Below are 21,504 nucleotides of genomic sequence, written 5' to 3'. Positions count from 1 at the left end.
AGAGGGAGCCCACATGACCGAGTTGCGCATCTCACCAGAGGACATCGTCCAGTCCCTGTCCGAGCAGGTCGCCGGCTACGAACCGCAGGTCGCCCGCGAGCAGGTCGGGCGCGTCATCGAGTCGGGCGACGGGATCGCGCGGATCTCGGGCCTGCCCGGCGTGATGGCGAACGAGCTGCTCGACTTCGGGACCGACCACGAGGGCAACGAGCTGTTCGGCCTCGCGCTGAACCTCGACACCGACTCCGTCGGCGCGGTGATCTTCGGCGAGTCGAGCTCGATCGAGGAGGGCGACGAGGTCACGCCCACCGGCCACGTCCTCTCGGTGCCGGTCGGTGACGCCTACCTGGGCCGCGTGGTGGATCCCCTCGGCCGGCCGCTCGACGGGAAGGGGCCGCTGGACCCATCCAAGGTGGACGGGCGCCGCGGTCTCGAGGTCCAGGCCCCCTCGGTGATCGAGCGCAAGCCCGTGGAGGAGCCGCTGCAGACCGGCATCAAGGCGATCGACGCGATGACGCCGATCGGCCGCGGGCAGCGCCAGCTGATCATCGGCGACCGTCAGGTCGGCAAGACCGCGATCGGCCTCGACACCATCCTCAACCAGCGCACCGAGTGGGAGACCCGCGACCCCGCCCAGCAGGTCAAGTGCATCTACGTCGCGGTGGGACAGAAGGGCTCGACCGTCGCCGACGTCGTCGACAAGCTCGAGCGGTACGGGGGGATGGAGTACACCACGGTGGTCTCCGCGCCGGCGTCGGCGCCGGCCCCCTTCCAGTACATCGCACCCTACGCGGGCGCCGCGATCGGCGCGCACTGGATGCGTCAGGGCCAGCACGCCCTGGTCGTCTACGACGACCTCACCAAGCAGGCCGACGCCTACCGCCAGTTGTCGCTGCTCCTTCGACGTCCCCCGGGGCGCGAGGCCTACCCCGGCGACGTCTTCTACCTGCACTCCCGGTTGCTGGAGCGCGCCGCCAAGCTGAACGACGAGGAGGGCGGCGGGAGCCTCACCGCGCTGCCGATCATCGAGACCAAGGGCGGTGACGTCAGCGCGTTCATCCCGACGAACGTCATCTCGATCACCGACGGGCAGATCTACCTCGAGAGCGACCTCTTCTTCCAAGGGGTGCGCCCGGCGATCAACGTGGGGATCAGCGTCTCCCGCGTCGGGGGCTCGGCCCAGGTCAAGGCGATGAAGAAGGTCGCGGGGTCGATGCGCCTCGACCTGGCGCAGTACCGCGAGCTCGAGGCGTTCGCGCAGTTCGGCTCGGAGCTCGACCGCGCCAGCCAGCGCCAGCTCGACCGCGGGGCCCGCACGGTCGAGAGCCTCAAGCAGCCCCAGTACCAGCCGCTGCCCGTCGAGGAGCAGATCGCCTCGATCTGGTCGGTCGGCAACGGCAAGCTGGACGACGTCCCGCTGCCCGACGTACAGCGGTTCGAGCGCGAGCTGCGCGCGTACCTGCGGGAGCGCCACGCCCTGCTGATGCGCGGGCTCGCCGAGGACGGCCAGCTCACCGACGACCGCGTCGAGGAGCTCGACAAGGCCGTCGACGCGTTCCGCGAGACCTTCCAGCGGTCCACGCCCGGGACCGAGGAGGAGCCCCAGGAGATGGAGGGCCTCGAAACGCTGGGCTCCGCCGGTGGAGCCGAGGACGACGACGAGGCCTAGCCGCCGGTACGGGCCTGGCTGCGCGGCCCGGGCGGCCGCCAGCACCACGACGAGCGAGGGACGAGGCGCGATATGGCAGGGGCAGGCGATCTGCGGATCCTCCGGCGACGCATCCGGAGCGTGCAGTCGACCCAGAAGATCACCCGCGCGATGGAGTTGATCGCCGCGAGCCGCATCACCCGTGCCCGGCAGGCCGTGGAACTCGCTCGCCCCTACGCACAGGGCATGCTCCGCGTCATCCGCGACCTCGCCGGTGAGCAGGAGGCGCTCGCCACGCACCCGATGATGAAGCCCCGTCAGGAGATCCGCCGGGTCGCCGTCCTGGTGATCTGCTCCGACCGGGGCCTGGCGGGGGCGTACAACGCGAACATCCTCCGCCGCGCGGACCGTCTCATCGCCGAGGAGCGGAACGCCGGCCGCGAGGTGGACCTCTACCTCGTCGGTCGCCGCGCCGAGACCCACTACCGGTACCGGGGAGAGCGGCCGACGCAGATCTGGACGGGCGTGAGCGACCGGCCCACCTACGACGACGCCGAGCGGATCATCGAGCCGTTGGTCGAGGCCTACGTCGCGGGGCAGATCGACCGGTTGTGGTTGGCGTACACGGACTTCCGCTCCGCGCTCACGCAGGTCACCACCACCGCGACCGTGCTGCCCATCGACCCCGAGCAGTTCGGCGGGGGCGAGGGCTTCCCCCCCGCCTTCGCGTTCGAGCCCGACCCCGAGACGCTGCTCGACCGGTTGATCCCGCGCTTCGCCGAGCACCAGCTCTACGCCGCGCTGCTGGAGTCGTCGGCGTCGGAGCACGCGAGCCGCCAGCGCGCGATGAAGGCCGCGACCGACAACGCCGGCGAGATGATCGAGAACCTGACCCGCGAAGCCAACGCGGCCCGCCAGGCCGCCATCACGACCGAGATCAGCGAGATCGTCGGCGGCGCCGAGGCGCTCGCCGCAGCCGAGTGAGGCAGCGAGGAGCGAGACAGACATGACCGAGACCGCAACGCCTCCCGCGGAGCAGCAGCTCGAGGACGGCCGGATCGCCGCCGTGATCGGGCCGGTGATCGACGTGCAGTTCCCGAGCGGGTCACTGCCCGAGATCCACTACGCCCTGCACTTCGACGCCGGCAGCGGGGACGAGCAGCGCACCCTCACGGCCGAGGTGGCGCAGCACATCGGCCACGACACCGTTCGCGCCGTCGTGATGCAGCCCACCGACGGGGTGGTGCGCGGCGCTCCGGTGCGCAACACCGGCGCGCCGATCAGCGTCCCGGTCGGGCCGGGGATCCTCGGTCACGTCTACAACGTCCTCGGTGAGACGCTCGACGTGGACCAGTCGGAGATCGAGCCCGACGCCTGGTGGCCGATCCATCGCGAGGCGCCGCCCTTCGAGGAGCTCGAGCCGCAGTCGAAGATCTTCGAGACCGGTCTCAAGGTCATCGACCTGGTCGAGCCCTACATCGAGGGCGGCAAGGTCGGCATGTTCGGCGGCGCGGGCGTCGGCAAGACCGTGATCATCCAGGAGATGATCAAGCGGGTCGCCGACGAGCACGGTGGCGTGAGCCTGTTCGCCGGCGTGGGCGAGCGCACCCGCGAGGGCAACGACCTCATCCTCGAGATGGAGGACGCCGGCGTCCTGCCGAAGACCGCGCTCGTGTTCGGGCAGATGGACGAGCCGCCGGGCGTGCGCCTGCGCGTCGCCCTGTCGGCCCTGACGATGGCGGAGTACTTCCGCGACGTCTCGCGTCAGGACGTCCTGCTCTTCATCGACAACATCTTCCGGTTCGTGCAGGCCGGGATGGAGGTGTCAACGCTGCTCGGCCGCATGCCGAGCGCCGTGGGCTACCAGCCGACGCTGGCCAACGAGATGGGGCAGCTCCAGGAGCGGATCACCTCGACCAAGGGTCGCTCGGTGACGAGCCTGCAGGCCGTGTACGTGCCCGCGGACGACATCACCGACCCGGCGCCTCACGCCACGTTCGCCCACCTCGACGCGCAGACCGTGCTGTCGCGCCAGATCTCCGAGTTGGGCATCTACCCGGCGGTCGATCCCCTCGACTCGACCTCCCGGGCGCTGGAGCCGCAGATCGTCGGGCAGCGGCACTACGACGTGGCGGTGCGCACCCAGGAGATCCTGCAGCGCTACAAGGATCTCCAGGACATCATCGCCATCCTCGGTATGGACGAGCTCACCGAGGAGGACAAGGTCACCGTCCAGCGGGCGCGGAAGATCCAGCGCTTCTTCAGCCAGCCGATGTACGTTGCGGAGCAGTTCACCGGGCAGGCCGGTGTGACGGTGCCGCGCGAGGAGACCGTCGAGGCCTTCGGTGCCATCTGCGACGGTGAGTTCGACGACGTACCCGAGCAGGCCTTCTACATGGTCGGGGGCGTCGAGGACGTCCAGGCCAGGGCCAAGCAGCTGCGCGAGGAGTAGGCGTGTTCGACGTCGACGTCGTCAGCGCGGAGCGGCGCCTCTTCCAGGGGCACGCCAGCGAGGTCTACGCCCGGTCGGTGGCCGGCGAGATCGGTCTGCTGAAGGGCCACGAGCCGGTTCTGCTCGCCCTCGACATCTCGCCGTTGCGGCTGCGGTTCCCCGACGAGGACGACCTCGTCGTGGCGGTGCACGGGGGTGTGCTGGAGCTCCGCGACGACCGGCTGACCGTGCTCGCCGAGGTCGCCGAGCTGGCGGACGAGATCGACCTGCCGCGGGCCGAGGCCGCGCTCGAGCGCGCCCAGCAACGGCTCCGCGAGGAACCTGACTCCGCGCACGTGCGCCAACTCATCGCTCGGGCCGAGACGCGGCTGCGCTGCGTCCGCGGCCAGGTTGGTGGCGCGGCCGCGTGATCGGCCTCACCACCCACGCGGTCGCGCACTCTCCCGCGTCTCGCGTCGGGTGTCCCGAATGTCCCGATAGCTCCTCGCGGCCCGACAGGCAGGTCGCCTTGCGATGGATAGCATGCGCTCATGACTTCTGACGCCTTTCTCGTCCGCGACAGTGGGCCGCTCCACGGGGAGGTGGTGACCGGGGGCGCCAAGAACTCCGCGCTCAAGCTCGTGGCGGCCGCGCTGCTCGCGGAGGGCCGCTCCGTGATCGAGAACGTCCCGGAGATCGACGACATCGCGGCCATGGCGGACGTGGCCGTCGCCCTGGGCGCGGAGGTCAGCCGCCCGGAGCCGCACACGATCGTTCTGGACGTGCCGCCCCGCCTCGAGGTCGTGACGCACCCGAACCTGGTCGGCCGGCTGCGCGCCTCGATCGTGGTGCTCGGACCGCTCTTGGCGCGGGAGGGACGCGCACGCCTGGCGATGCCGGGTGGCTGCAACCTCGGCAACCGCTCGATCGACCTGCACCTCGCGGGGCTCGCGAAGCTCGGCGCCGAGATCTCCTACGGCGCCGACGCCATCGAGGCGCGGGTCGACGGGCGACTGCGCGGGGCGGACATCGAGCTGCCGTTCGCGAGCGTGGGCGCCACGGAGAACCTGCTGCAGGCAGCGGTGACCGCGCGCGGCGTCACGCGGATCTCGAACGCGGCGAGGGAGCCCGAGATCAGCGATCTCGCCGCCTTCCTGCGCGCGATGGGTGGTGACATCCAGGGGGACGGCACCAGCGAGATCGTGGTACGCGGGGTCGATGCACTGGCGCCGGCCCACCACCGGGTCATCGGCGACCGGATCGAGGCCGGGACCTTCGCCGTCGGCGCCGCGTTGACCGGCGGGGACGTGCACATCACCGACGTCGATCCCAGCCACCTGCATCTCCCCCTCGAGAAGCTCAGTCAGATGGGCGCCGACGTGTTCGCCACCGACCGGGGCTTCCGGGTCCGGGGCACGGGCGGCCTGCGCGCGCTCGACATCGTGACGCTGCCGTACCCCGGCTTCCCGACCGACCTGCAACCGCAGTTCCTCGCGCTGCTGAGTCAGGCGCAGGGCACCGCGATCGTCACCGAGAACGTCTTCGACGGGCGATTCTCGATCGTGTCCGAACTCGAGCGCCTGGGTGCCGAGATCGAGCTCCAAGCCCACCACGCCGTCGTCCGGGGGCCGAGGGCCCTCTCGGGGGCGATCGTCGCGGCGACCGACCTGCGCGCCGGAGCGGCGCTCGTCCTCGCCGGTCTGGCCGCCGAGGGCACCACGGTCGTGCAGGAGGCCCGCCACGTCGACCGCGGTTACGCGGACCTCGCGGCACGCCTGACCGCGCTCGGGGCCGATGTCGAGCGGCGCGTGGACGACCGGGTCGCTGTGTCGTCGTGACCCCCTCGTACGCTGTCCAGCAGTGAGCGACCCCGCCGATCCCACCGGGCCGACCGACCCGACCGGGTCGACGGGATCCGCCGGCTCGACCGGATCCCGGCCGGGATCCAAGGGCCGCTCGCGGTTCGCCGATGTGCCGTGGACCCTGCCTGACTCGATCGCGGTGCTGGTTCTCGGGACCGTCCTCGGGACGATCCTGGGATTCGCGCTGCTGCCCGACGGTGCGGACCTCGCAGGTGACGACGCAGGCGAGTTCGCGCCCGTCCTCCTCGCCCAGCCGATCGCCTACATCGTCGCGGTGTTCGGCGTGGTCGGCCTCCGCCATCCCCAAGCCTTCGGACGGCTGATGGGCAGCCGCCGTCCGGGACTGCGGCACGTGGCCGGCGGCATCGGTCTCGGCGTCGGGGGTTTCCTCCTCTCGAACCTCGTCGTCGGCGGGTTGATCACGGCGATCTTCACGCTGCTCGAACAGGAGCCGCCCGCGGTGCAGCAGGAGTTCCAGGCCGCGGCGGGTGATCCGACGGCGGTGCCCTTCCTCGTGCTCGGGGCTGCCGTCCTCGCCCCGATCGGCGAGGAACTCGCGTTCCGGGGCATGCTCTATCCCGCGCTGGCCCGAAGGCTGCCGCGGGGCGCCGCCATCTGGGTCTCGGCGATCGTGTTCGCGCTGGCACATCCCGCCGCAGATCTGCTCGGCTACACGATCCTCGCGGCGACGCTCCTGCCCTTCGGCGCGTTGCTCGCATGGGCCTACGAGCGGTCGGGCACCCTCCTCGTCCCCTTCCTCGGCCACCTCGTCTTCAACGCGATCGGCGTGACCGCGATGCTGGGCGTTGCGGGCATGTGGTGACCGAGCGCGGGCGCCTGCGCCGCGCAGCGGTTCCCTGCTGCCACCCGTCTGCGATGACGTAGGCTGGCGCACTGCGGGCTCGCCGGAACGCGCCGTTGCCGCGGCCGGGCCGAGGTCGCTCGCGGGTGTCGATCAACTCCGGGACGGGAGCGAGGAAGTGAGCAAGGGCAGCCGCCGCAAGCGCGCCACCCGGCCGTGGCAGGACCCGCAGGCCCTGCGCGACCTGAGGGGCCTCGATGGCCTGCCGGCACGCCTCGACGACGACCTCGAGCTCGACGGCTACGAGGTGCGCCGCATCGACGGGTCCCGCACGACCAAGGAGTACGTCTGTCCGGACTGCGGCAACGCCGTCGAGCGGGGCGAGAGCCACGTCGTGGTGTGGCCCGAGCACGACAACGACCTGCGGCGCCACTGGCACCAACACTGCTGGCGCCTCGAGGTGCGCCGCTCCCGCGGCGCGAGCTAGTCCGCGACCGACGAGCGCGAGGGGACCGTGGGAACGCGGAAGCAACAGGCCAAGCAAACCAGACGTGAGCGTCGTGCGGCCAAGGAGGCCGCGCGCGAAGAGGCGCGCCGCGCGGAGCGGCGTCAGCAGCGCATCACGCTCGCGGTCATCGCGGGGATCCTGCTCCTCGGGGGCGCGCTGATCGGCTTCACGATCTACGAACAGCGCCAGGAGGAAGCCGAGGCCCGGGCGGAGCAGGAGGAGCTCCTCGCCGAGATCGAGGAGCAGGAGGAGGCCGTCGCGGACCGCCCGGTCGCGTGCGGCGCCGAGGCACCCGCAGGCGCGGGCGACGAACGCGAACCCTACGACGAGGCGCCACCCGACGTTCTCGACGAGGGCGCGGACTACCGCGCGACGATCGAGACCAGCTGTGGCGAGCTCGTCATCGATCTCGACGCCGAGGCCGCACCGGAGACCGTGAACGCCTTCGTGTTCCTCGCCGAGGACGGGTTCTACGACGGTCGGGAGGTGTTCCGTCACGACGAGAGCCTCGAGGTGTTGCAAGCAGGCTCACCGAACGACGCGCTCGACGGCGATGTCGGCTTCGAGCTCCCGAGCGAGACCGCGCGGGCCGAGGAGGAGGGCTATCCGTCGGGCAGCGTCGCCCTCGCGAGCTTCGGGGGTCCCGACAGCGGGGGGAGCCAGTTCTTCCTCGTCTACGGGGAGGCCTTCGAGGAACTCGCCGGACAGCAGGACGAGCTGATGTTCACGAACTTCGGCGAGGTCGTCGACGGCCGCGAGGTGCTCGACGAGATCGTCGACTTGGGCGCCATCGGCGAGCTCCTGGCGCCCGACGGGCCGGCCCCGGCTGAGCGGGTCTACATCGAATCGGTCTCGGTGGAAGGGGCCGACTAGCGTTATCCGGCCGGGACTGGCAGGCTGTCGCGTGGTCCGAGCGTGCGGGAGGCTCATCGAGGACGCGGACCGAACCGATGCAGGGGGACCTGTGGGAGGGTGTGATGGATGTGGCGTGCGGCGGCAGCGTGCCGCCCGAAGCCGGGCAACCGAAGGACCGCTATGACGGTCCCGCGCAGGTCCTGGGTGGTGGGTCCCGCTACCGCGGGAGCCTGCGGACCTCCTGTGGGGAGATCTCCTTCGAGTTGCTCGCCGACGAGGCACCCGTGACCGCGAACAACTTCGCCTTCCTCACCCGCGAGGGCTTCTACGACGCGACCGAGGTGCACCGGGTCGTGCCGGGCTTCGTCGTGCAGATGGGTGATCCCACCGCCACCGGTACCGGTGGCCCCGGCTACGCGTTCGCTGACGAGTTGGACGCGGCGCGGACCCGCGGGTACCCGCGCGGCACCCTCGCGATGGCCAACGCCGGGCCCGACACCAACGGCAGCCAGTTCTTCATCACCCTCGAGGACGTCGGACTGCCGCCCGACTACGCGGTCTTCGGGCTCGTGACCTCGGGAATGGACGCGGTCGACCGGATCGCCGCGGTGCCGCTGAACGGCGAGCAGCCGCAACAACACGTCTTCCTGGAAGCGGCAACCGTCGAAATCGACAGCTGACGGGCCCGACGAGACCCACCCCGACCGACGCGCCCCTTCGTTTCCCCCGGCGAAGGGGCGCCGTCGTGTGGGCCCCGGTGGGCTTACCCTCGGTGAGTCGGGCCTACCGCTCGGCGGGTCGGGCCTACCGCTCGGCGGGTCGGGCCTACCGCTCGGCGGGAGGGGCCTACCTCGGTGGTCGGGCCTACCGCTCGGCGGGAGGCGGGTCGGCCCCGTCGTCCCGTCCCGCCTCGGCCTCGTCGGTGGTCTCGAGCGGTGGCAGGTCGTCGAGGGCGATCGGGTCCCGACGGACTCCGCGGTCGTAGTCGCGCATGCGCTGTGGATAGCCGACGATGCGCGCGTCGTAGATCGGGATGCCGGCGTCGTCCGCGATCTGGTGGGCCTGCTTCGCGTGCTTTACGGGCCGCCGGATGTACTCGCCGTCGCCGGCGACGAGTACCAAGGTCATCGCGTAGACCGCGGTGGGTGGCTCCACGTAGGCCTCGACGCCCCTGCGGCTGCCGAGGAACTCCTTCAGGTCGCTCACCGCTTGGGCCGAAGGGCCGGCGGTCTGGGGACCCTCGCTGCCGCGCTGGCGGCGCCGGAACCGGTCGAAGAAGCTCACGAGTCGAGTGTAGCGAGCCCGTCGCGGCGTGGGTCCTCGACGAGCTCGATGAGCACGCCCATCGCGCCCTTGGGATGGAGGAACGCCACGGTGCAGCCACGCGATCCGGTGCGGGGGTGCTCGTCGACGACGCGTACGCCGTGCTCCTTCAGGTCCGCGAGGGTCGACGCGACGTCTTCGACCCCGTAACCGACGTGGTGGACACCCGGCCCTCCGTTGCGGGCCATCCAGCGTGCGACGGGGGAGTCCTCGCGGGTCGGCTCGAGGAGCTGGATGAAGCTCTCGCCCACCGCGAGGAGCGCCTCCCGCACCCCGTCGTCAGGCAGCTCCTCCCGGTGGCTCACCTCGGCGCCGTAGAGGTCGGCGTGATAGCGGATGGCCTCCTCCAGGTCGGGTACCGCGTAGCCGACGTGGTCGAGGCGTTTCAGGATCACGGCAAGCTCCTTCCCGTGCGACCATCGCACTGGGCCGATTGCGCCGGAACGACGTCGTCATTCTCGCGCGGAATCCTGCGCGAGAACGACGACGTCAATCTGCTGCAGGGCGGAGGCGTCGAGACCTCCGCATCCACGCGCAACATCCTGCATTGAACTGTCCTCAACAGCCGGGCGCAGCGACGAGCGCGCGGCCACCGCACGTCCCCGGGTCGGGACATCAGCGGTACGGCCGCGAGGTCAACATCCCGGCGGCCTACAGGAGCTCGGGACGCTCGAACGGTTCGCCGAGGACGTGGTGGTCGAGGAACGCGAGCACGGTCTCGTACCAGATGCGGGCGTGCTGTGGGGTCAGCACCCAGTGGTTCTCGTCGGGGAAGTGCAGGTACTGGCTCTCGACGCCGTGTCGCCGCAGGTCGGTCCAAAGCGTGAGACCCTCGCTGACCGGGACCCGGAAGTCCCGCTCGCCGTGGATCACGAGCATCGGCGTGGTGATCCGGTCCACGAAGCGGTGCGGCGACCACTCGCGGTACCGCTCCGGTTCGGTGTAGCGGTCGCCGAACTCGTTCTCCCACAGCGGGCCGTTGTCGGTCGTGCCGTGGAACGCCTCCAGGTTCCAGAGGCTCGCGTGCGTGACGATCGCGTCGAATCGGTTGGTGTGGCCGGCGATCCAGTTGGCCATGTAGCCGCCGAACGAGCCCCCCATGGCGGCCGTGCGCGCCGCGTCGACGTCGTCGCGGGCGGCGACCTCCTCGACGAGGGCCATGAGGTCGGTGTACGGCTCGGCGCCCCACCGGCCCCATCCGCGGGCGATGTAGTCGTAGCCGTAGCCGGTCGAGAGTGCTGGATCGGGCAACAGGACCGCCCAGCCGCGGGCCGCGAGCACGTGTGGACACCACCGCCAGTGCCACCCGCTCCACGAGGACAGCGGGCCCCCGTGGATGAACACCGCGAGTGGCGCAGGGCCGTCGGCGACCTCCTCGGGTGGACGCACGAGCCAGCCGGGGATCCGCACGCCGTCATCGGCGGTGGCGTCGACGCGCTCGACCCGGCCCGGGGGCACGGTGGCCTCCGGACGCGTCGCGTCGCCGGGGGTCGGCACGGCGCCCGGCACCTGATCGGGGGTCACGGGATCGAGTGCGACGACACGGTGGGGATCGGAGACCTGCGAGCGCAGGGCGTACAACGTTCGACCGTCACGCGTGGGCGCGAGGTCGCTGAAGGCTCCTTCGGCGGCGAGGCGGGTGACCGCGCCGCCGCGACGGCCACCGGCCCCGTCCGCCTCGATCTCCACGCGGAACGGCAGGGTGCGGCCGTCGTCGTCGGCGGTGAACAGCACCGCGTCCCCGTCGGGGGTCCACACCGGCGCCTGTGGCCACCGATCGAACCCGGGCAGCAGATCGACCGCACCGGTGCCTCCATCGAGAGGGACGATGGCCAGGGTCATGTCGTGGGGCGCGTCGGGCATGCCGATCGGGGCGCGCACGCAGGCGACCCAGCCCCCGTCCGGCGAGACCGCGGGCGATCCATAGCGCACGCGCGGCTCGGCGAGCAGCGTGCGTCGCCCTCGGGGCTCGCCGTTGCTGTCGAGGTCGATCGCGACGAGGTCGGTCACGCGCGAGCGCAGATCGTCGGGATCCTCCGACCAGGTCGTCACGATGGTGCGGCCCTGTGGGTCGAGGGTCGCCGTCGCGAGCTCCAGGGGACCGTGGACCCCCGGTGTCGCAGCCGTCCACTCGGGGCGCGCTTCGTTTCTGGGATCGACCGCGTCGCCGGTGAACAGCTGAGGGGAGCGAGGCCCGAGCCAGCGGTCCCAGAACCGAGCCGGGTAGCGCTCGACGAGTTGGGCCGACACCTTCGCGTCCTTGCGGGCCTTCCCCCGCTCGGCATCCGCCTCGAAGTCCGCGGTGCCTTCGTGAAGGGGGCTGCTCAGCAGCACGCGCCCGGCATCGCGGGCGACCGCTACGCTGCCGACACCCCCCGGCGGGTCGGCGAGCAGCCGCGGCTCCCCTCCGTCGAGGGGCAGCTCCCACAGGCCGGCGACGTCGTCGTCGCGCTCGGACGAGGGGACGTCCGGGTCCACCCGTTTCGAGGTGAAGAGCAGTCGGCCGTCGGGCAGGAGGGTCGGTGCGGCCTCCCCGGGCACCGAGCGGGTTAGCCGCCTCGGGGCCGCCCCGTCGGGGTCGAGGGTCCAGAGGGCGGTGCGAAAGCGCGTGCCGTCGGGGTCGGGCTCGGCGACCCCGACGACGAGGCGGTGCCCCTCGGGGTGGACGGCGAGCCCGGAGACACGGGGCATCGCGAGGAACGTCTCGAGATCGAAGTGGGGAGTGTCGTGGTTGCTCATGGCGGCGATGATCGCATCCGCGGGCGGACTCGGCAGGTTGGTGGCGCGGTGGTGGCCGGGGCCCGGGCGGGCGAGGCCGAACGCCGCCCGGCGCCGCCGCGCTCGTAGCGGGAGGTCGAGCGTCTGCGATCATGGGCACGTCATCCCCGGAGGAGGAGTGCCTCATGACCGCTGACCATCCTGCCGTCGATCCTCGCCGCGAGCCGGTGCTCCTGGGATACGCCCGCACCCCGATCGGCCGCCTCGGCGGCGCCTTCGCGGGCCTGGCCGCGGTCGATCTCGGTGGGCGCGCGATCGCGTCGGCTCTCGAGCGCGCCGGAGTGCCCGCCGATCGCGTCGACCAGGTGCTCATGGGGCACGTCCTGCAGGCCGGTCAGGGGCAGATCACCGCGCGCCAGGCCGCCCAGCAGGGCGGGATCGGCATGAACGTGCCGGCCACGACCATCAACAAGGTCTGCCTGTCGGGCATGAGCGCGGTGGCGCTCGCCGATCAGCAGATCCGCCTCGGCGAGGCCTCGGTGGTCGTGGCCGGGGGGATGGAATCGATGTCGCAGGCGCCCTACCTGCTGCCCGACGCCCGGTTCGGCTATCGGATGGGCGACGGGAAACTGGTCGATGCGATGGTGCACGACGGGCTCTGGTGCGCGTTCGACGACGCCCACATGGGCGCGACGAGCGACGCCATGAACGCCCGCTACGGCATCGACCGGGCGGTCCAGGACGAATGGGCCGCGCGCAGCCACGAGCGGGCGGCAACCGCGACGAAGGAGGGCCGCTTCGAGGGCGAGGTCGTACCCGTCGAGATTCCCCAGCGCCGCGGCGAGCCCGAGATCGTCACCGAGGACGAGGGTGTTCGGCCGGGCACCACGACGGAGTCGCTCGGAAAGCTGAAGCCCGCGTTCGCGGCCGACGGCACGATCACCGCGGGCAACGCGAGCCAGATCTCCGACGGCGCCGCCGCACTGGTGGTCGCGAGCCGGGCGGTGGCCGAGGAGCTCGGCGCGACGCCCGTGGGGCGGATCCGTGGCTACGGCACGGTCGCGGGGCCGGACCCGTCGTTGCACCACCAGCCGGCGGAGGCGATCCGGCTCGCGGCGGAGAAGGCCGGGGTGGCTCCCGACGGTCTGGAGGTCTACGAGATCAACGAGGCGTTCGCCGCGGTCGCCAAGCACTCGACGGACCTGCTGGGGGTCGACGAGGCGCGCGTGAATCCCCACGGGGGCGCCGTGGCGGTTGGTCACCCGATCGGTGCGTCCGGGGCCCGGATCACCGCCGCGGTGCTGCACCAGCTCGCCGCGCGCGGAGGTGGGTTCGGGGCTGCGGCGCTCTGCGGCGGCGGCGGTCAGGGCGACGCCCTGCTCCTCGAGGTCGGCTAGCCGGATGTCGGTGGACGTCGCCGGGCTCACCGGCCGACTGCTCGACGGGGACCGCCGCGCGCTCGCGCGGGTGCTCTCCTGGCTGGAGGACGGCGCCGAGCCGCTCGTGCGCGACGTCGTCGCGCGCCTGCACCGTGCGAGCGGTCACGCCCACCTCGTCGGCATGACGGGCTCGCCCGGGGTGGGGAAGTCGACGCTGTCGTCGCAGCTCGTGACCGAGTGGCGTGCGCGTGGCCGGCAGGTCGCCGTGCTGGCCGTGGACCCCTCGTCGCCGTTCAGCGGGGGCGCGCTCCTCGGCGACCGGGTACGGATGCAGGAGCACGCCCTCGACCCCGGCGTGTATGTCCGATCGATGGCCAGCCGCGGGCACCTCGGAGGGCTCGCGTGGGCGACCCCGCAGGCACTGCTCGCGCTCGACGCGGCCGGCTTCGACGTCGTGCTGCTCGAGACGGTGGGCGTCGGCCAGGCCGAGGTCGAGGTGGCGAGCGTGGCCGACACCACAGTCGTGACCGTGGCCCCGGGGATGGGCGACGCGGTTCAGGCGGCCAAGGCGGGGATCCTGGAGATCGCGGACCTCTTCTGCGTCAACAAGGCCGATCGGGACGGGGCGGACCGCACCGTGCGCGAACTCTCCGACATGCAGCGCCTGCTCCCCGGTCTACCGGAGATCCCGATTCATCGCACGGTCGCGGCGAAGGGCGAGGGCATCGTCGAGCTCGCGGATGCGATCGGGGAGCATCGCGACGCGTTGCACGAGGACGGGCGGCTCACCGAGCGGCGCCGCTCCCGTGCGCGGATGCAGGTCCGTGAACTCGCGCTCGGGGTCGTGCGCGAGCGGTTCGCCGCAGCAGCCGGCGGGACGCTCTTCGACGAGCTGATCGATCGTGTCGAGCGACGCGAGGTCGACCCGTACACCGCTGCCGATCGCCTCGTCGAGGCCTTGGAGGGGTAGCGCCCGCCGCTACCCGGAGCCGTGCGGGTCGTCGAGCCCAGGCAGGTCGAGAGGGCGCTCGACCGCGGGCGCGTCGGGGCGCTCGGCGGCCGAGTCGGGAGGCGCGACGTGCACCCCCTCGAGCCCACCGGAGACCGTCACCCGACCCGCGGTGTGGGGGACGAGCCAGGCCTCTCCCCGGGACAGGGGGTGCTCGTGCCCTTGCTGGGTCGCGAGCGTGCCCTCGCCGGACAGCACCACCAGGAGGCCGAACGAGGCGGGTAGCCAGGCCAGTGGATCCGGGGTCACCCACCGGGCGGTGAAGAAGGGATCGGCGGCGGGGGGCAGGGCTCGGCGGGTGCCACCACCCTCCCGTCGAGCGTTCCGGCGCGTGGTGTGCACGGAGCGGAGACGCGCGGGACTCCACGCGGAGCGGTCGACGCAGGCCGCTGCTGCGATCGGGTCGAGATCGGCCGTGTTCCCGCGCGCGGACGCGGCCGTGCCTCCCCCCGAGCCGTCGGCCCACGTGCCGTCCAGGGGCACGGTCGTCTCCCCGGGCTCGTGGACCGTGAGCACGTGCACGTCGGGCCCTGCGGCGTGCGGCACGCCGGCGGGGACGAGCAGCCCGTCGCCCGGGGTCACCGGCACCGCGTTCGTGGCCTCGAGCAATCCCTGTTCCCGGGGCGACGCGATGGTGTCGGCGAGACGGCCGGCGTCGAGGTCCTCGGCGAAGCCGAGTCGCACCTGTGCCCCGGCGTGATCGATGCCGAGGACGAGCCACGTGGCGGTGGCCCCCCAGGCGCTGTCGAAGTGGGCGCGCGCGACTCGGCGGTCGGGATGCGCGTGCAGACCCACCGTCGGACCGGAGCGCAAAGTGACCCGCAGCGCGGGGTCGGCGCCGTACCGCTGCCAATGGGCCTTCCCGAGCCAGCCGACCGGGTCGGCGGCCAGTTCGCGTGTCACCGTCCCGTCCGGCGAGAGGTCGACGAGCGCCGTCGGACTCGCGGACGGCCCGTGCTCCTCCTCGTGAAGCGTCCGTGCGCCGAGCCGCAGCGGCGTCGGGCTGCCCGCCGTCACGCGCGGACCCCGGGGATCCAGCGGGGCGGGGCATCCCGCGGGGGCGGGTTGGCCTCCTGGGTTCCGTCGTTGCCGACGTTCGGGGATCGTGAGTTGGCCCCCGTCGATCGATCCGCGTTGCCGTCGGCCGGCGCGGAGTTGCCGGGGTCGTCGTCGGCGTCCTGCCCGGGATTCTCCGCATCGGGGGGCGGGTCCGCCCCGCCGTTCTCACCCTGGCCGGGTGGGTCCCCGGGGGCGCCCTGGCCGGGTGGGTCCTCGGGGGCGCCCTGGTTGGGTGGATCCCCGGGGGATTCCTGGCCGGGTGGGTCCTCGGGGGCGCCCTGGTTGCCCGGCTCGTCCTCGTCGGGTGGCTCGTCGCCGGGCTCGTCCTCGTCGGGTGGCTCGTCGCCGGGCTCGTCCTCTGGTGGCCCGTCGGGGGCCTCCTCCGGGGCGTCAGGCTCGTCGTCGGGGGCCTCGGGGGCCTCGGGGGCCTCGGGGGCCTCCTCTGGCTCGTCGTCAGGCTCGTCCTCGGTGTCCTCCCCGACGTCCAGGTCGAACAGGCCACCGAGCAGGTTGCCGAGCCCGATGACCCCGATGATGGCGGCCGCGACGGCCGCGATGAGGAGCACCGTCAGCAGGGCCCACGGCCAGCGTCGACGCACCCGTGCGGGCGAATCCGGATCCATCACCGCGGTGCGCTGGTGGCCGGCCCCGGGATCGGGGCTCCCGGCGGCGTCGAGGCGCTGGGTCTTCGCCTGCCCTCCGGCACCGGTCAGCGGCACCGTGGCCGTGCCGGACGGGTTGCGGAGTGCCTCCCGCAGGTCGTCGGCGTCGGCGAAGCGGCGCTGCGGATCCTTCTCGAGCGCGCGGTTGACGACCGCGACGAGTCCCGGGTCGAGGCCGCGCCGCTTGCGATCGAGTCTCGGGACAGGGTCCTCGCGGTGGGCGAGCGCGACGGCGATGGGATTCTCGCCAGTGAACGGAGGCTCCCCGGCCAGGGCCTCGTAGAGCACGACCCCGAGGCTGTAGACGTCCGAGCGGGGGGTGGCCACGTCCCCCGCGACCTGCTCGGGCGCGACGTAGCGGGGTGTGCCGAGCACCTGGCCGGTCACGGTGAGGCCCGCCCCGGCGTCCTCGATGCCCTTGGCGATGCCGAAGTCCGCGAGCTTCGCACCGGGCTCGTCCGCGGGGTGCTGGGGCACGTGGGCGTCGGGCAGCAGGATGTTGCCGGGCTTGATGTCGCGATGGACGAGCCCCCGTCGATGTGCTGCGCCGAGTGCGCTCAGTACCTGCCGGGCGACCGCGATCGTCTCGTGTTGTTCGAGGGCTCCGCGCTGTGTGAGCACCTCGGACAGCGAGGCGCCGTCGATGAGCTCCATCACGATGAACGGCACGTCACCGTCCCGGCCGGTGTCGTAGACCGCCACCGCGTGCGGATGCGAGAAGCTGGCGGCGTTGCGCGCCTCGCGCAGGAAGCGGTCCTGACCGCTCGCCGCGACGTCGTCGCGCAGTAGCTTGACCGCGACCTGGCGTTGCAGACGCCGGTCGTACGCGGCGACCACCGTCGCCATGCCACCTGAGCCGAGCGGTGCGCCCAGCTCGTAGCGGTCGACGAGCACCTGGCTCACGACCGCTCCCCGGGCCCACGCACGTCGAGGATGCGATTCTTCACGGTTTCGCGTCGCACGATGTGAATGCTAGCGATCCGCGAGCCCGTGATCCCCGACCATCGGCCGTCGACCACCGTCCCGGTGCAGGCCCAGTGATGCTATGGGCCGGCGAGCGCGCGCAGGTCGTCCTCGGGCAGGAGGCCGGGGACCAGGGTGCGGTGGGCCAGCAGCGTCGGAACGCCTCCGATCCCCTCGCGGCGCAGCTCCCCGGTGCGCTGGCGCACCGCTGCGAGGGCGAGGCGGTCGTCGAGGGCGGCCGTGGTCCGCTCCGTGTCGAGGCCGATCTCGGCCGCCAGCGTCAGCAGCACGGACCGGTCGGCCAGGTCGGCGGCCTGTTCCCAGTAGGCGCGGTACGCGGCGGCGCGCCACGCGTCGCCCCGACCAGCCGCCTGCGCGACGTCTTCGGCGACGTGGGCGAGGCCGGTCACCGGCAGCGTGTCCGGGCGCGAGAGGGCGAGCCCTTCGGCTCGTGCGGCCTCGGACACCGCGTCGAGCTCGCCGAGCACGTCAACGGTCACCGGCAGGGTCATGTCCACCCCGATGGCTTCGAACCCCACGAGTTGGATCGGCAGACCCTCGGCCGCGAGCCGGTGGGCTCGTGCGACCGCGACGGCGGAGGTCGGGGACGTGTAGTCGTGGTAGAGCGTGATCACGCCCGTGATCGTACCGGCGGAGGGGGGCCGATGGCCCGGCGAGGGAGTGACGAGGGTGGGGGCTGGGGTGGCGAGGCGTGCGGCGGTTCGGCCTAGTCGAGCAGGGCCGCGGCGAGCCGGGCGCGGTGGTTGCTCGCGCTGCCGTAGGCGCGCTGCAACGCGCTCGCGCGCTTGAGCCAGAGGTGCAGGTCGTGCTCCCACGTGAAGCCGATGCCCCCGTGACACTGGAGCGACTCGTGGTTGGCCTTGGCGGCCGCGTCGCTGGCGTAGGCCTTGGCGACGCTGGCTGCCCGTGCCCGGTCGATCCGGCCCTCGTCGATCGCGTAGGCGGCGTACCAGGTGGCCGGGCGCGCGCTCTCCACCAGCAGCTTGGTCTCCGCGAGCTTGTGCTTGACCGCCTGGAACGACCCGACGGGACGGCCGAACTGCTCCCGCTCGCTGACGTGGGCGATGGTCAGGTCCAGTAGCCGCCGCGACACCCCGTTCAACACGGCCGCCGCGCCGGCGGCGACCCGATCACGTGTCTCCGCGGCGGCCTCCGCGTCCCCGAGGCGTGTCGCGTCGCCCGTGTCGATCGAGAGGGCGGCGACGCGGCGGCCCCGGTCGAGCGTCGCCTGCGGCTCCACCGTGCACTCCTCGGCGGCCACCAGGTGGCAGGCCTCGCCGTCGAGGACCAGCACCAGGTCGACGACGTGACCCTGGGCGGCGAGCCAGCGGCCGTCGCCGGCCCGGTCGTACGCGACCGTGGCGAGCGCCTCGCCGGTGGCCAGACGCGAGAGCCACTCGTCCTTGGTGGCCTCGGAGGCGTGGGCCGCCAGCACGGGCGCGACGACGGCGGCGGTCTCGAGCAACGGCTCGGGCAGACCGGCGTACCCGGCCTCCTCCAGCAGGAGCACCAGGTCGACCGCCCCCAACCCGAGCCCGCCGTACTCCTCGGGGATGGTCAGACCGACGAAGCCGGTGTCGGCCAGCTGCTTCCAGCGCGCCTCGCTGACCCCGGTCTCGTGCTCCCACATCGCCCGCACGTGTTCGGGCGTGCACTCGCCCTCGAAGAACTCGCGCGCGCCGTCGCGCAGCGCGTACTGGTCGTCGGTGAAGTCGAACCGCACCGGATCCTCCTCTGCGTCGCTCCGGGTCGCCCGCGCCGAGGCGCTCTCGCGTGCCCGCGTCAGCCGCGTGGCTCCTTGGGAAGGCCGAGCACTCGCTCAGCGATGATGTTCTTCTGGATCTCGCTGGTGCCGGCGTAGATCCTCGAGGCGCGCGCGTACCAGTACCGCTTGTGCCATTCGTCCACCGCGGACGGTGTGTCCGCCTCGTCCGAGAGCTGCGCGCTCGCCCCCATCAGGTCGAGGCCGTCCTCGAAGATGCGCGTCTCCATCTCGGACCAGTACAGCTTGTTGAGGCTCGCCTCCGGCCCGAGGCCCTCCCCCGACGCCATTCGGGTGAGACCCCGGTAGGTGTGGTGGCGGAAGACCTCGGTCTCGACGAAACGTTGCGCGATCCGGTCGCGGACGAGCGGGTCGCGGTCGGCACCCTCGGCCCGGGCGAGGGCGATCAGCTCGTCGACGTTCTGCGAGAACCGCACGTGGTTGCCGAGGCCGGTGCCGCGCTCGTAGCCGAGCGTGGCCATCGCGATCCGCCAGCCGTCGTCGATCTCACCGACGACGTGGTCGACCGGTACCCGCACGTCGCTGAAGAAGACCTCGCTGAAGCCGGGATCCTCGTTGATCTGCATGATCGGGCGCACCTCGATGCCCGGGGAGTCCATCGGGATCATCACGAAGGTGATCCCCTGGTGCTTGGGTGCGTCCCGGTTGGTGCGCACCAGCGCGAAGATCCAGTCGGCGAACCGGCCCAGCGTGGTCCAGATCTTCTGCCCGTTGACCACCAGCTCGTCGCCCTCGCGGACGGCGGTCGTCTTGAGGGCCGCCAGGTCGCTGCCGGCGTCGGGTTCGCTGAAGCCCTGCGACCAGATCTCGTCGCACGAGAGGATGCCCGGCAGCCAGCGCCGCTTCTGGTCCTCGGTCCCGTAGTCGATGAGCACCGGACCGGCCAGGCCGAGCGCGAGGACGTTGATGCGGTGGGGTGCGCCGGCGCGGGCGTACTCCTCGCTGAAGATCGCCTGCGTCAACAGATCGGCGTCGCGTCCGCCGTAGGCCGTGGGCCAGTGGATGGCGGCGTAGCCGGCCTCGTAGAGACGGCGTTCCCAGGCGCGGTGGGCCTCGAGGCCCTCCGCGGTGGAGGAGGGCGGCAGCGCTTCGGCCGGCACGTTGGTGGCCAGCCACTCGCGGACCTCGTCCCGGAACGCTTGCTGTTGGTCGGTGAGGCGCAGATCCATGGCGCGGACGCTCCTTGCCGCTGGCGGCCAACGTCGGATCCGACCCTACCTGACCGTGGTCAGGTAGGCGAGTCCCGGCCGTCCCGCGCAGAATCGGGTGCCCGGGTGAGCCCCCCGGGGTGTTGCCCGTCGTGGGCCGGAGGCGGAGACTGCGCAGCGCCTGCACTCGGAGCACCCGACGAGCCCCGTCGCCCGCGGGGCGCGAGGGAGGTCGTGGATCGTGGCCGTCATCGGGATCGTCGCGGAGATCAAGGACGGCGAACGGCGGGTCGCCCTCGACCCCCCGGGAGCGGGCCTGCTCGTCGATGCCGGCCACGAGGTGGTGATGGAGCGCGGGGCCGGCGAGGGCTCGGGGTTCCCGGACCCGGCCTACGAGCGACTGGGCGTCAAGGCCGTCGCGCGCGAGGACGCCTGGGGCGCCGATCTCGTCGTCAAGGTGAAGGAGCCCGAACCCTCCGAGTGGGCGCATCTGCGCTCGGGCCTGCGCCTGTTCTGCTTCCTGCATCTCGCGGCCGTGCCGGAACTCGCCGCCGCGCTCGCCGAGCGCGGGGTCGAGGCTCACGCGTTCGAGACGGTCGAGGACCAGCAGGGGCGCCTGCCGCTGCTCGCCCCCATGAGCGAGATCGCCGGGCGGGCGGCCGCCGTGGTCGCTGCGGGGGAGCTCGCGGCCGGGAGCGGCACGCTGCTCGGGGGCGCGGCGGGGGTGCCGTCCGGCCGAGCGGTCGTCGTCGGCCTCGGGACGGCGGGACGCCTTGCCGCGCGCGGTCTGCGGGGTCTGGACGCGACGGTCACGGGCATGGACATCGACCTCGACCGGATGCGCGAGGACAGCCTCATGGGGCTCGTCGAGTCGACGCGCACCCCCACCCCCGACTCGGTGGGCGAGGCCGTCGCCGACGCCGACGTGGTGGTCGGGGCGGCGCTCGTGCCGGGCGCCCGGGCCCCGACGGTGGTGCGCCGTGAGCACGTCGCCGCCATGCACCCCGGGTCGGTGATCGTCGACCTCGCGATCGACCAGGGCGGATGCATCGAGACCGCTCGCCCCACCGTGTTGTCCGATCCGGTGTACGTGGAGGAGGGCGTGCACCACTACTGCGTGACCAACGTGCCCGGCCAGTTCCCTCGCACCGCGAGCCGCGCGTTGGCCGCGGCCGTGGCCCCGGCCGTCGAGGAGCTCGCCTCGGCCGGCCCGGGTGGGCGGCTGCCTGGCTCGTGTAACGTGCGGGACGGAGAGGTGGTGCACGGCGCGGTCGCCGAGGCGGTCGAGGCGGCGCGCGGGCGCGAGTGATCGACGGAGGCCGAAAGGAATCGA

General features: G+C 72.5%; 21 protein-coding genes. 13 read left to right on the top strand and 8 right to left on the bottom strand.

Annotated elements, in window-relative coordinates:
• Positions 1 to 13: 13 nt before the first annotated feature.
• The 9 genes from atpA (at position 14) to ER308_RS05855 (ending at position 8,786) form a co-directional block, all read left to right on the top strand.
• The gene (atpA, locus tag ER308_RS05895) at positions 14 to 1,669 is read left to right on the top strand and encodes a F0F1 ATP synthase subunit alpha (protein WP_131154114.1); all 1,656 of its coding nucleotides are present in this window, start codon (positions 14 to 16) and stop codon (positions 1,667 to 1,669) included.
• Between the two features lie 72 nt (positions 1,670 to 1,741).
• Positions 1,742 to 2,632 carry a F0F1 ATP synthase subunit gamma gene (locus ER308_RS05890; protein WP_131154113.1) on the top strand — a complete coding sequence of 297 codons (891 nt, stop codon included), beginning with the start codon at positions 1,742 to 1,744 and terminating at the stop codon, positions 2,630 to 2,632.
• A 22-nt stretch (positions 2,633 to 2,654) separates the two neighbouring features.
• Entirely contained in the window at positions 2,655 to 4,100 is a 1,446-nt protein-coding gene (gene atpD, locus ER308_RS05885) for a F0F1 ATP synthase subunit beta (protein WP_131154112.1), read from the top strand.
• 2 nt (positions 4,101 to 4,102) lie between these two features.
• Positions 4,103 to 4,510 carry an ATP synthase F1 subunit epsilon gene (gene atpC / locus ER308_RS05880; protein WP_131154111.1) on the top strand — a complete coding sequence of 136 codons (408 nt, stop codon included), beginning with the start codon at positions 4,103 to 4,105 and terminating at the stop codon, positions 4,508 to 4,510.
• Positions 4,511 to 4,630: 120 nt separating this feature from the next.
• A complete protein-coding gene (gene murA / locus ER308_RS05875) occupies positions 4,631 to 5,917 on the top strand; it encodes a UDP-N-acetylglucosamine 1-carboxyvinyltransferase (RefSeq protein WP_131154110.1) in 1,287 nt (428 codons plus the stop codon).
• A gap of 22 nt (positions 5,918 to 5,939) precedes the next feature.
• Positions 5,940 to 6,764, top strand: coding sequence for a CPBP family intramembrane glutamic endopeptidase (locus ER308_RS05870; RefSeq protein ID WP_165491853.1), 825 nt, complete (start codon positions 5,940 to 5,942; stop codon positions 6,762 to 6,764).
• A 157-nt stretch (positions 6,765 to 6,921) separates the two neighbouring features.
• Complete coding sequence (locus ER308_RS05865) at positions 6,922 to 7,230, top strand: hypothetical protein (protein ID WP_205745927.1); 309 nt, start codon at positions 6,922 to 6,924, stop codon at positions 7,228 to 7,230.
• Positions 7,231 to 7,257: 27 nt separating this feature from the next.
• Positions 7,258 to 8,124 carry a peptidylprolyl isomerase gene (locus ER308_RS05860; protein WP_131154108.1) on the top strand — a complete coding sequence of 289 codons (867 nt, stop codon included), beginning with the start codon at positions 7,258 to 7,260 and terminating at the stop codon, positions 8,122 to 8,124.
• A 77-nt stretch (positions 8,125 to 8,201) separates the two neighbouring features.
• A complete protein-coding gene (locus tag ER308_RS05855) occupies positions 8,202 to 8,786 on the top strand; it encodes a peptidylprolyl isomerase (protein ID WP_131154107.1) in 585 nt (194 codons plus the stop codon).
• A 184-nt stretch (positions 8,787 to 8,970) separates the two neighbouring features.
• Here the strand turns inward: ER308_RS05855 and ER308_RS05850 are convergent, their stop codons facing one another.
• Together ER308_RS05850 and mce are read right to left on the bottom strand one after the other, a co-directional pair.
• On the bottom strand, positions 8,971 to 9,390 hold the full coding sequence (locus ER308_RS05850; RefSeq protein ID WP_205745926.1) for a hypothetical protein: 420 nt from the start codon (positions 9,388 to 9,390) through the stop codon (positions 8,971 to 8,973).
• Entirely contained in the window at positions 9,387 to 9,824 is a 438-nt protein-coding gene (mce, locus tag ER308_RS05845) for a methylmalonyl-CoA epimerase (protein WP_240731991.1), read from the bottom strand. Before mce ends, ER308_RS05850 begins: the two co-directional genes overlap by 4 nt.
• Between mce and ER308_RS05840 the strand changes: the two genes are divergently transcribed.
• Complete coding sequence (locus ER308_RS05840; RefSeq protein WP_131154106.1) at positions 9,801 to 9,980, top strand: hypothetical protein; 180 nt, start codon at positions 9,801 to 9,803, stop codon at positions 9,978 to 9,980. The genes mce and ER308_RS05840 overlap by 24 nt on opposite strands.
• A 100-nt stretch (positions 9,981 to 10,080) precedes the next feature.
• Here the strand turns inward: ER308_RS05840 and ER308_RS05835 are convergent, their stop codons facing one another.
• The gene (locus ER308_RS05835; protein WP_131154105.1) at positions 10,081 to 12,168 is read right to left on the bottom strand and encodes a S9 family peptidase; all 2,088 of its coding nucleotides are present in this window, start codon (positions 12,166 to 12,168) and stop codon (positions 10,081 to 10,083) included.
• Between the two features lie 164 nt (positions 12,169 to 12,332).
• On the opposite strand from ER308_RS05835, the gene ER308_RS05830 reads away from it, so the two are divergent.
• Complete coding sequence (locus ER308_RS05830; protein WP_131154104.1) at positions 12,333 to 13,544, top strand: acetyl-CoA C-acetyltransferase; 1,212 nt, start codon at positions 12,333 to 12,335, stop codon at positions 13,542 to 13,544.
• A gap of 4 nt (positions 13,545 to 13,548) precedes the next feature.
• Entirely contained in the window at positions 13,549 to 14,496 is a 948-nt protein-coding gene (gene meaB, locus ER308_RS05825) for a methylmalonyl Co-A mutase-associated GTPase MeaB (protein ID WP_131154103.1), read from the top strand.
• A gap of 9 nt (positions 14,497 to 14,505) precedes the next feature.
• Here the strand turns inward: meaB and ER308_RS05820 are convergent, their stop codons facing one another.
• The 5 genes from ER308_RS05820 to ER308_RS05800 all read right to left on the bottom strand — a co-directional run bounded on the left by ER308_RS05820 (position 14,506) and on the right by ER308_RS05800 (position 20,192).
• Positions 14,506 to 15,552: a hypothetical protein gene (locus ER308_RS05820; RefSeq protein ID WP_131154102.1), complete on the bottom strand. Its 1,047-nt coding sequence runs from the start codon at positions 15,550 to 15,552 to the stop codon at positions 14,506 to 14,508.
• Positions 15,549 to 17,159, bottom strand: a complete 1,611-nt coding sequence (locus tag ER308_RS05815; protein ID WP_131154101.1) for a protein kinase domain-containing protein — start codon at positions 17,157 to 17,159, stop codon at positions 15,549 to 15,551. The genes ER308_RS05820 and ER308_RS05815 overlap by 4 nt, the downstream gene beginning before the upstream one ends.
• Before the next feature lie 140 nt (positions 17,160 to 17,299).
• On the bottom strand, positions 17,300 to 17,854 hold the full coding sequence (locus ER308_RS05810) for a DsbA family oxidoreductase (RefSeq protein ID WP_165491852.1): 555 nt from the start codon (positions 17,852 to 17,854) through the stop codon (positions 17,300 to 17,302).
• A gap of 92 nt (positions 17,855 to 17,946) precedes the next feature.
• Positions 17,947 to 18,963: an acyl-CoA dehydrogenase family protein gene (locus tag ER308_RS05805; protein ID WP_131154099.1), complete on the bottom strand. Its 1,017-nt coding sequence runs from the start codon at positions 18,961 to 18,963 to the stop codon at positions 17,947 to 17,949.
• A gap of 59 nt (positions 18,964 to 19,022) precedes the next feature.
• Positions 19,023 to 20,192: an acyl-CoA dehydrogenase family protein gene (locus ER308_RS05800; RefSeq protein ID WP_131154098.1), complete on the bottom strand. Its 1,170-nt coding sequence runs from the start codon at positions 20,190 to 20,192 to the stop codon at positions 19,023 to 19,025.
• A gap of 220 nt (positions 20,193 to 20,412) precedes the next feature.
• Here ER308_RS05800 and ER308_RS05795 point away from each other — a divergent pair, with 220 nt between their 5' ends.
• Positions 20,413 to 21,480 (top strand): alanine dehydrogenase, encoded by a 1,068-nt coding sequence (locus ER308_RS05795; protein WP_205745925.1) that lies wholly within the window; start codon positions 20,413 to 20,415, stop codon positions 21,478 to 21,480.
• Positions 21,481 to 21,504 lie beyond the last annotated feature (24 nt).

It is taken from the genome of Egibacter rhizosphaerae (genome assembly GCF_004322855.1).
GTDB classification, from domain to species: Bacteria; Actinomycetota; Nitriliruptoria; order Euzebyales; family Egibacteraceae; genus Egibacter; species Egibacter rhizosphaerae.
The sequence above is the reverse complement of the archived record's forward strand: the minus strand, read 5'-3'. Positions and strand labels throughout refer to the sequence as shown.

Excerpts from the sequence above, each read along its gene's own strand:
- ER308_RS05855 (WP_131154107.1), top strand. The coding sequence starts at position 8,202 with ATGCAGGGGGACCTGTGGGAGGGTGTGATGGATGTGGCGTGCGGCGGC.
- atpA (WP_131154114.1), top strand. The coding sequence starts at position 14 with ATGACCGAGTTGCGCATCTCACCAGAGGACATCGTCCAGTCCCTGTCC.
- ER308_RS05890 (WP_131154113.1), top strand. The coding sequence starts at position 1,742 with ATGGCAGGGGCAGGCGATCTGCGGATCCTCCGGCGACGCATCCGGAGC.
- ER308_RS05800 (WP_131154098.1), bottom strand. The coding sequence starts at position 20,192 with ATGGATCTGCGCCTCACCGACCAACAGCAAGCGTTCCGGGACGAGGTC.
- atpD (WP_131154112.1), top strand. The coding sequence starts at position 2,655 with ATGACCGAGACCGCAACGCCTCCCGCGGAGCAGCAGCTCGAGGACGGC.
- murA (WP_131154110.1), top strand. The coding sequence starts at position 4,631 with ATGACTTCTGACGCCTTTCTCGTCCGCGACAGTGGGCCGCTCCACGGG.
- ER308_RS05830 (WP_131154104.1), top strand. The coding sequence starts at position 12,333 with ATGACCGCTGACCATCCTGCCGTCGATCCTCGCCGCGAGCCGGTGCTC.
- ER308_RS05835 (WP_131154105.1), bottom strand. The coding sequence starts at position 12,168 with ATGAGCAACCACGACACTCCCCACTTCGATCTCGAGACGTTCCTCGCG.
- meaB (WP_131154103.1), top strand. The coding sequence starts at position 13,549 with ATGTCGGTGGACGTCGCCGGGCTCACCGGCCGACTGCTCGACGGGGAC.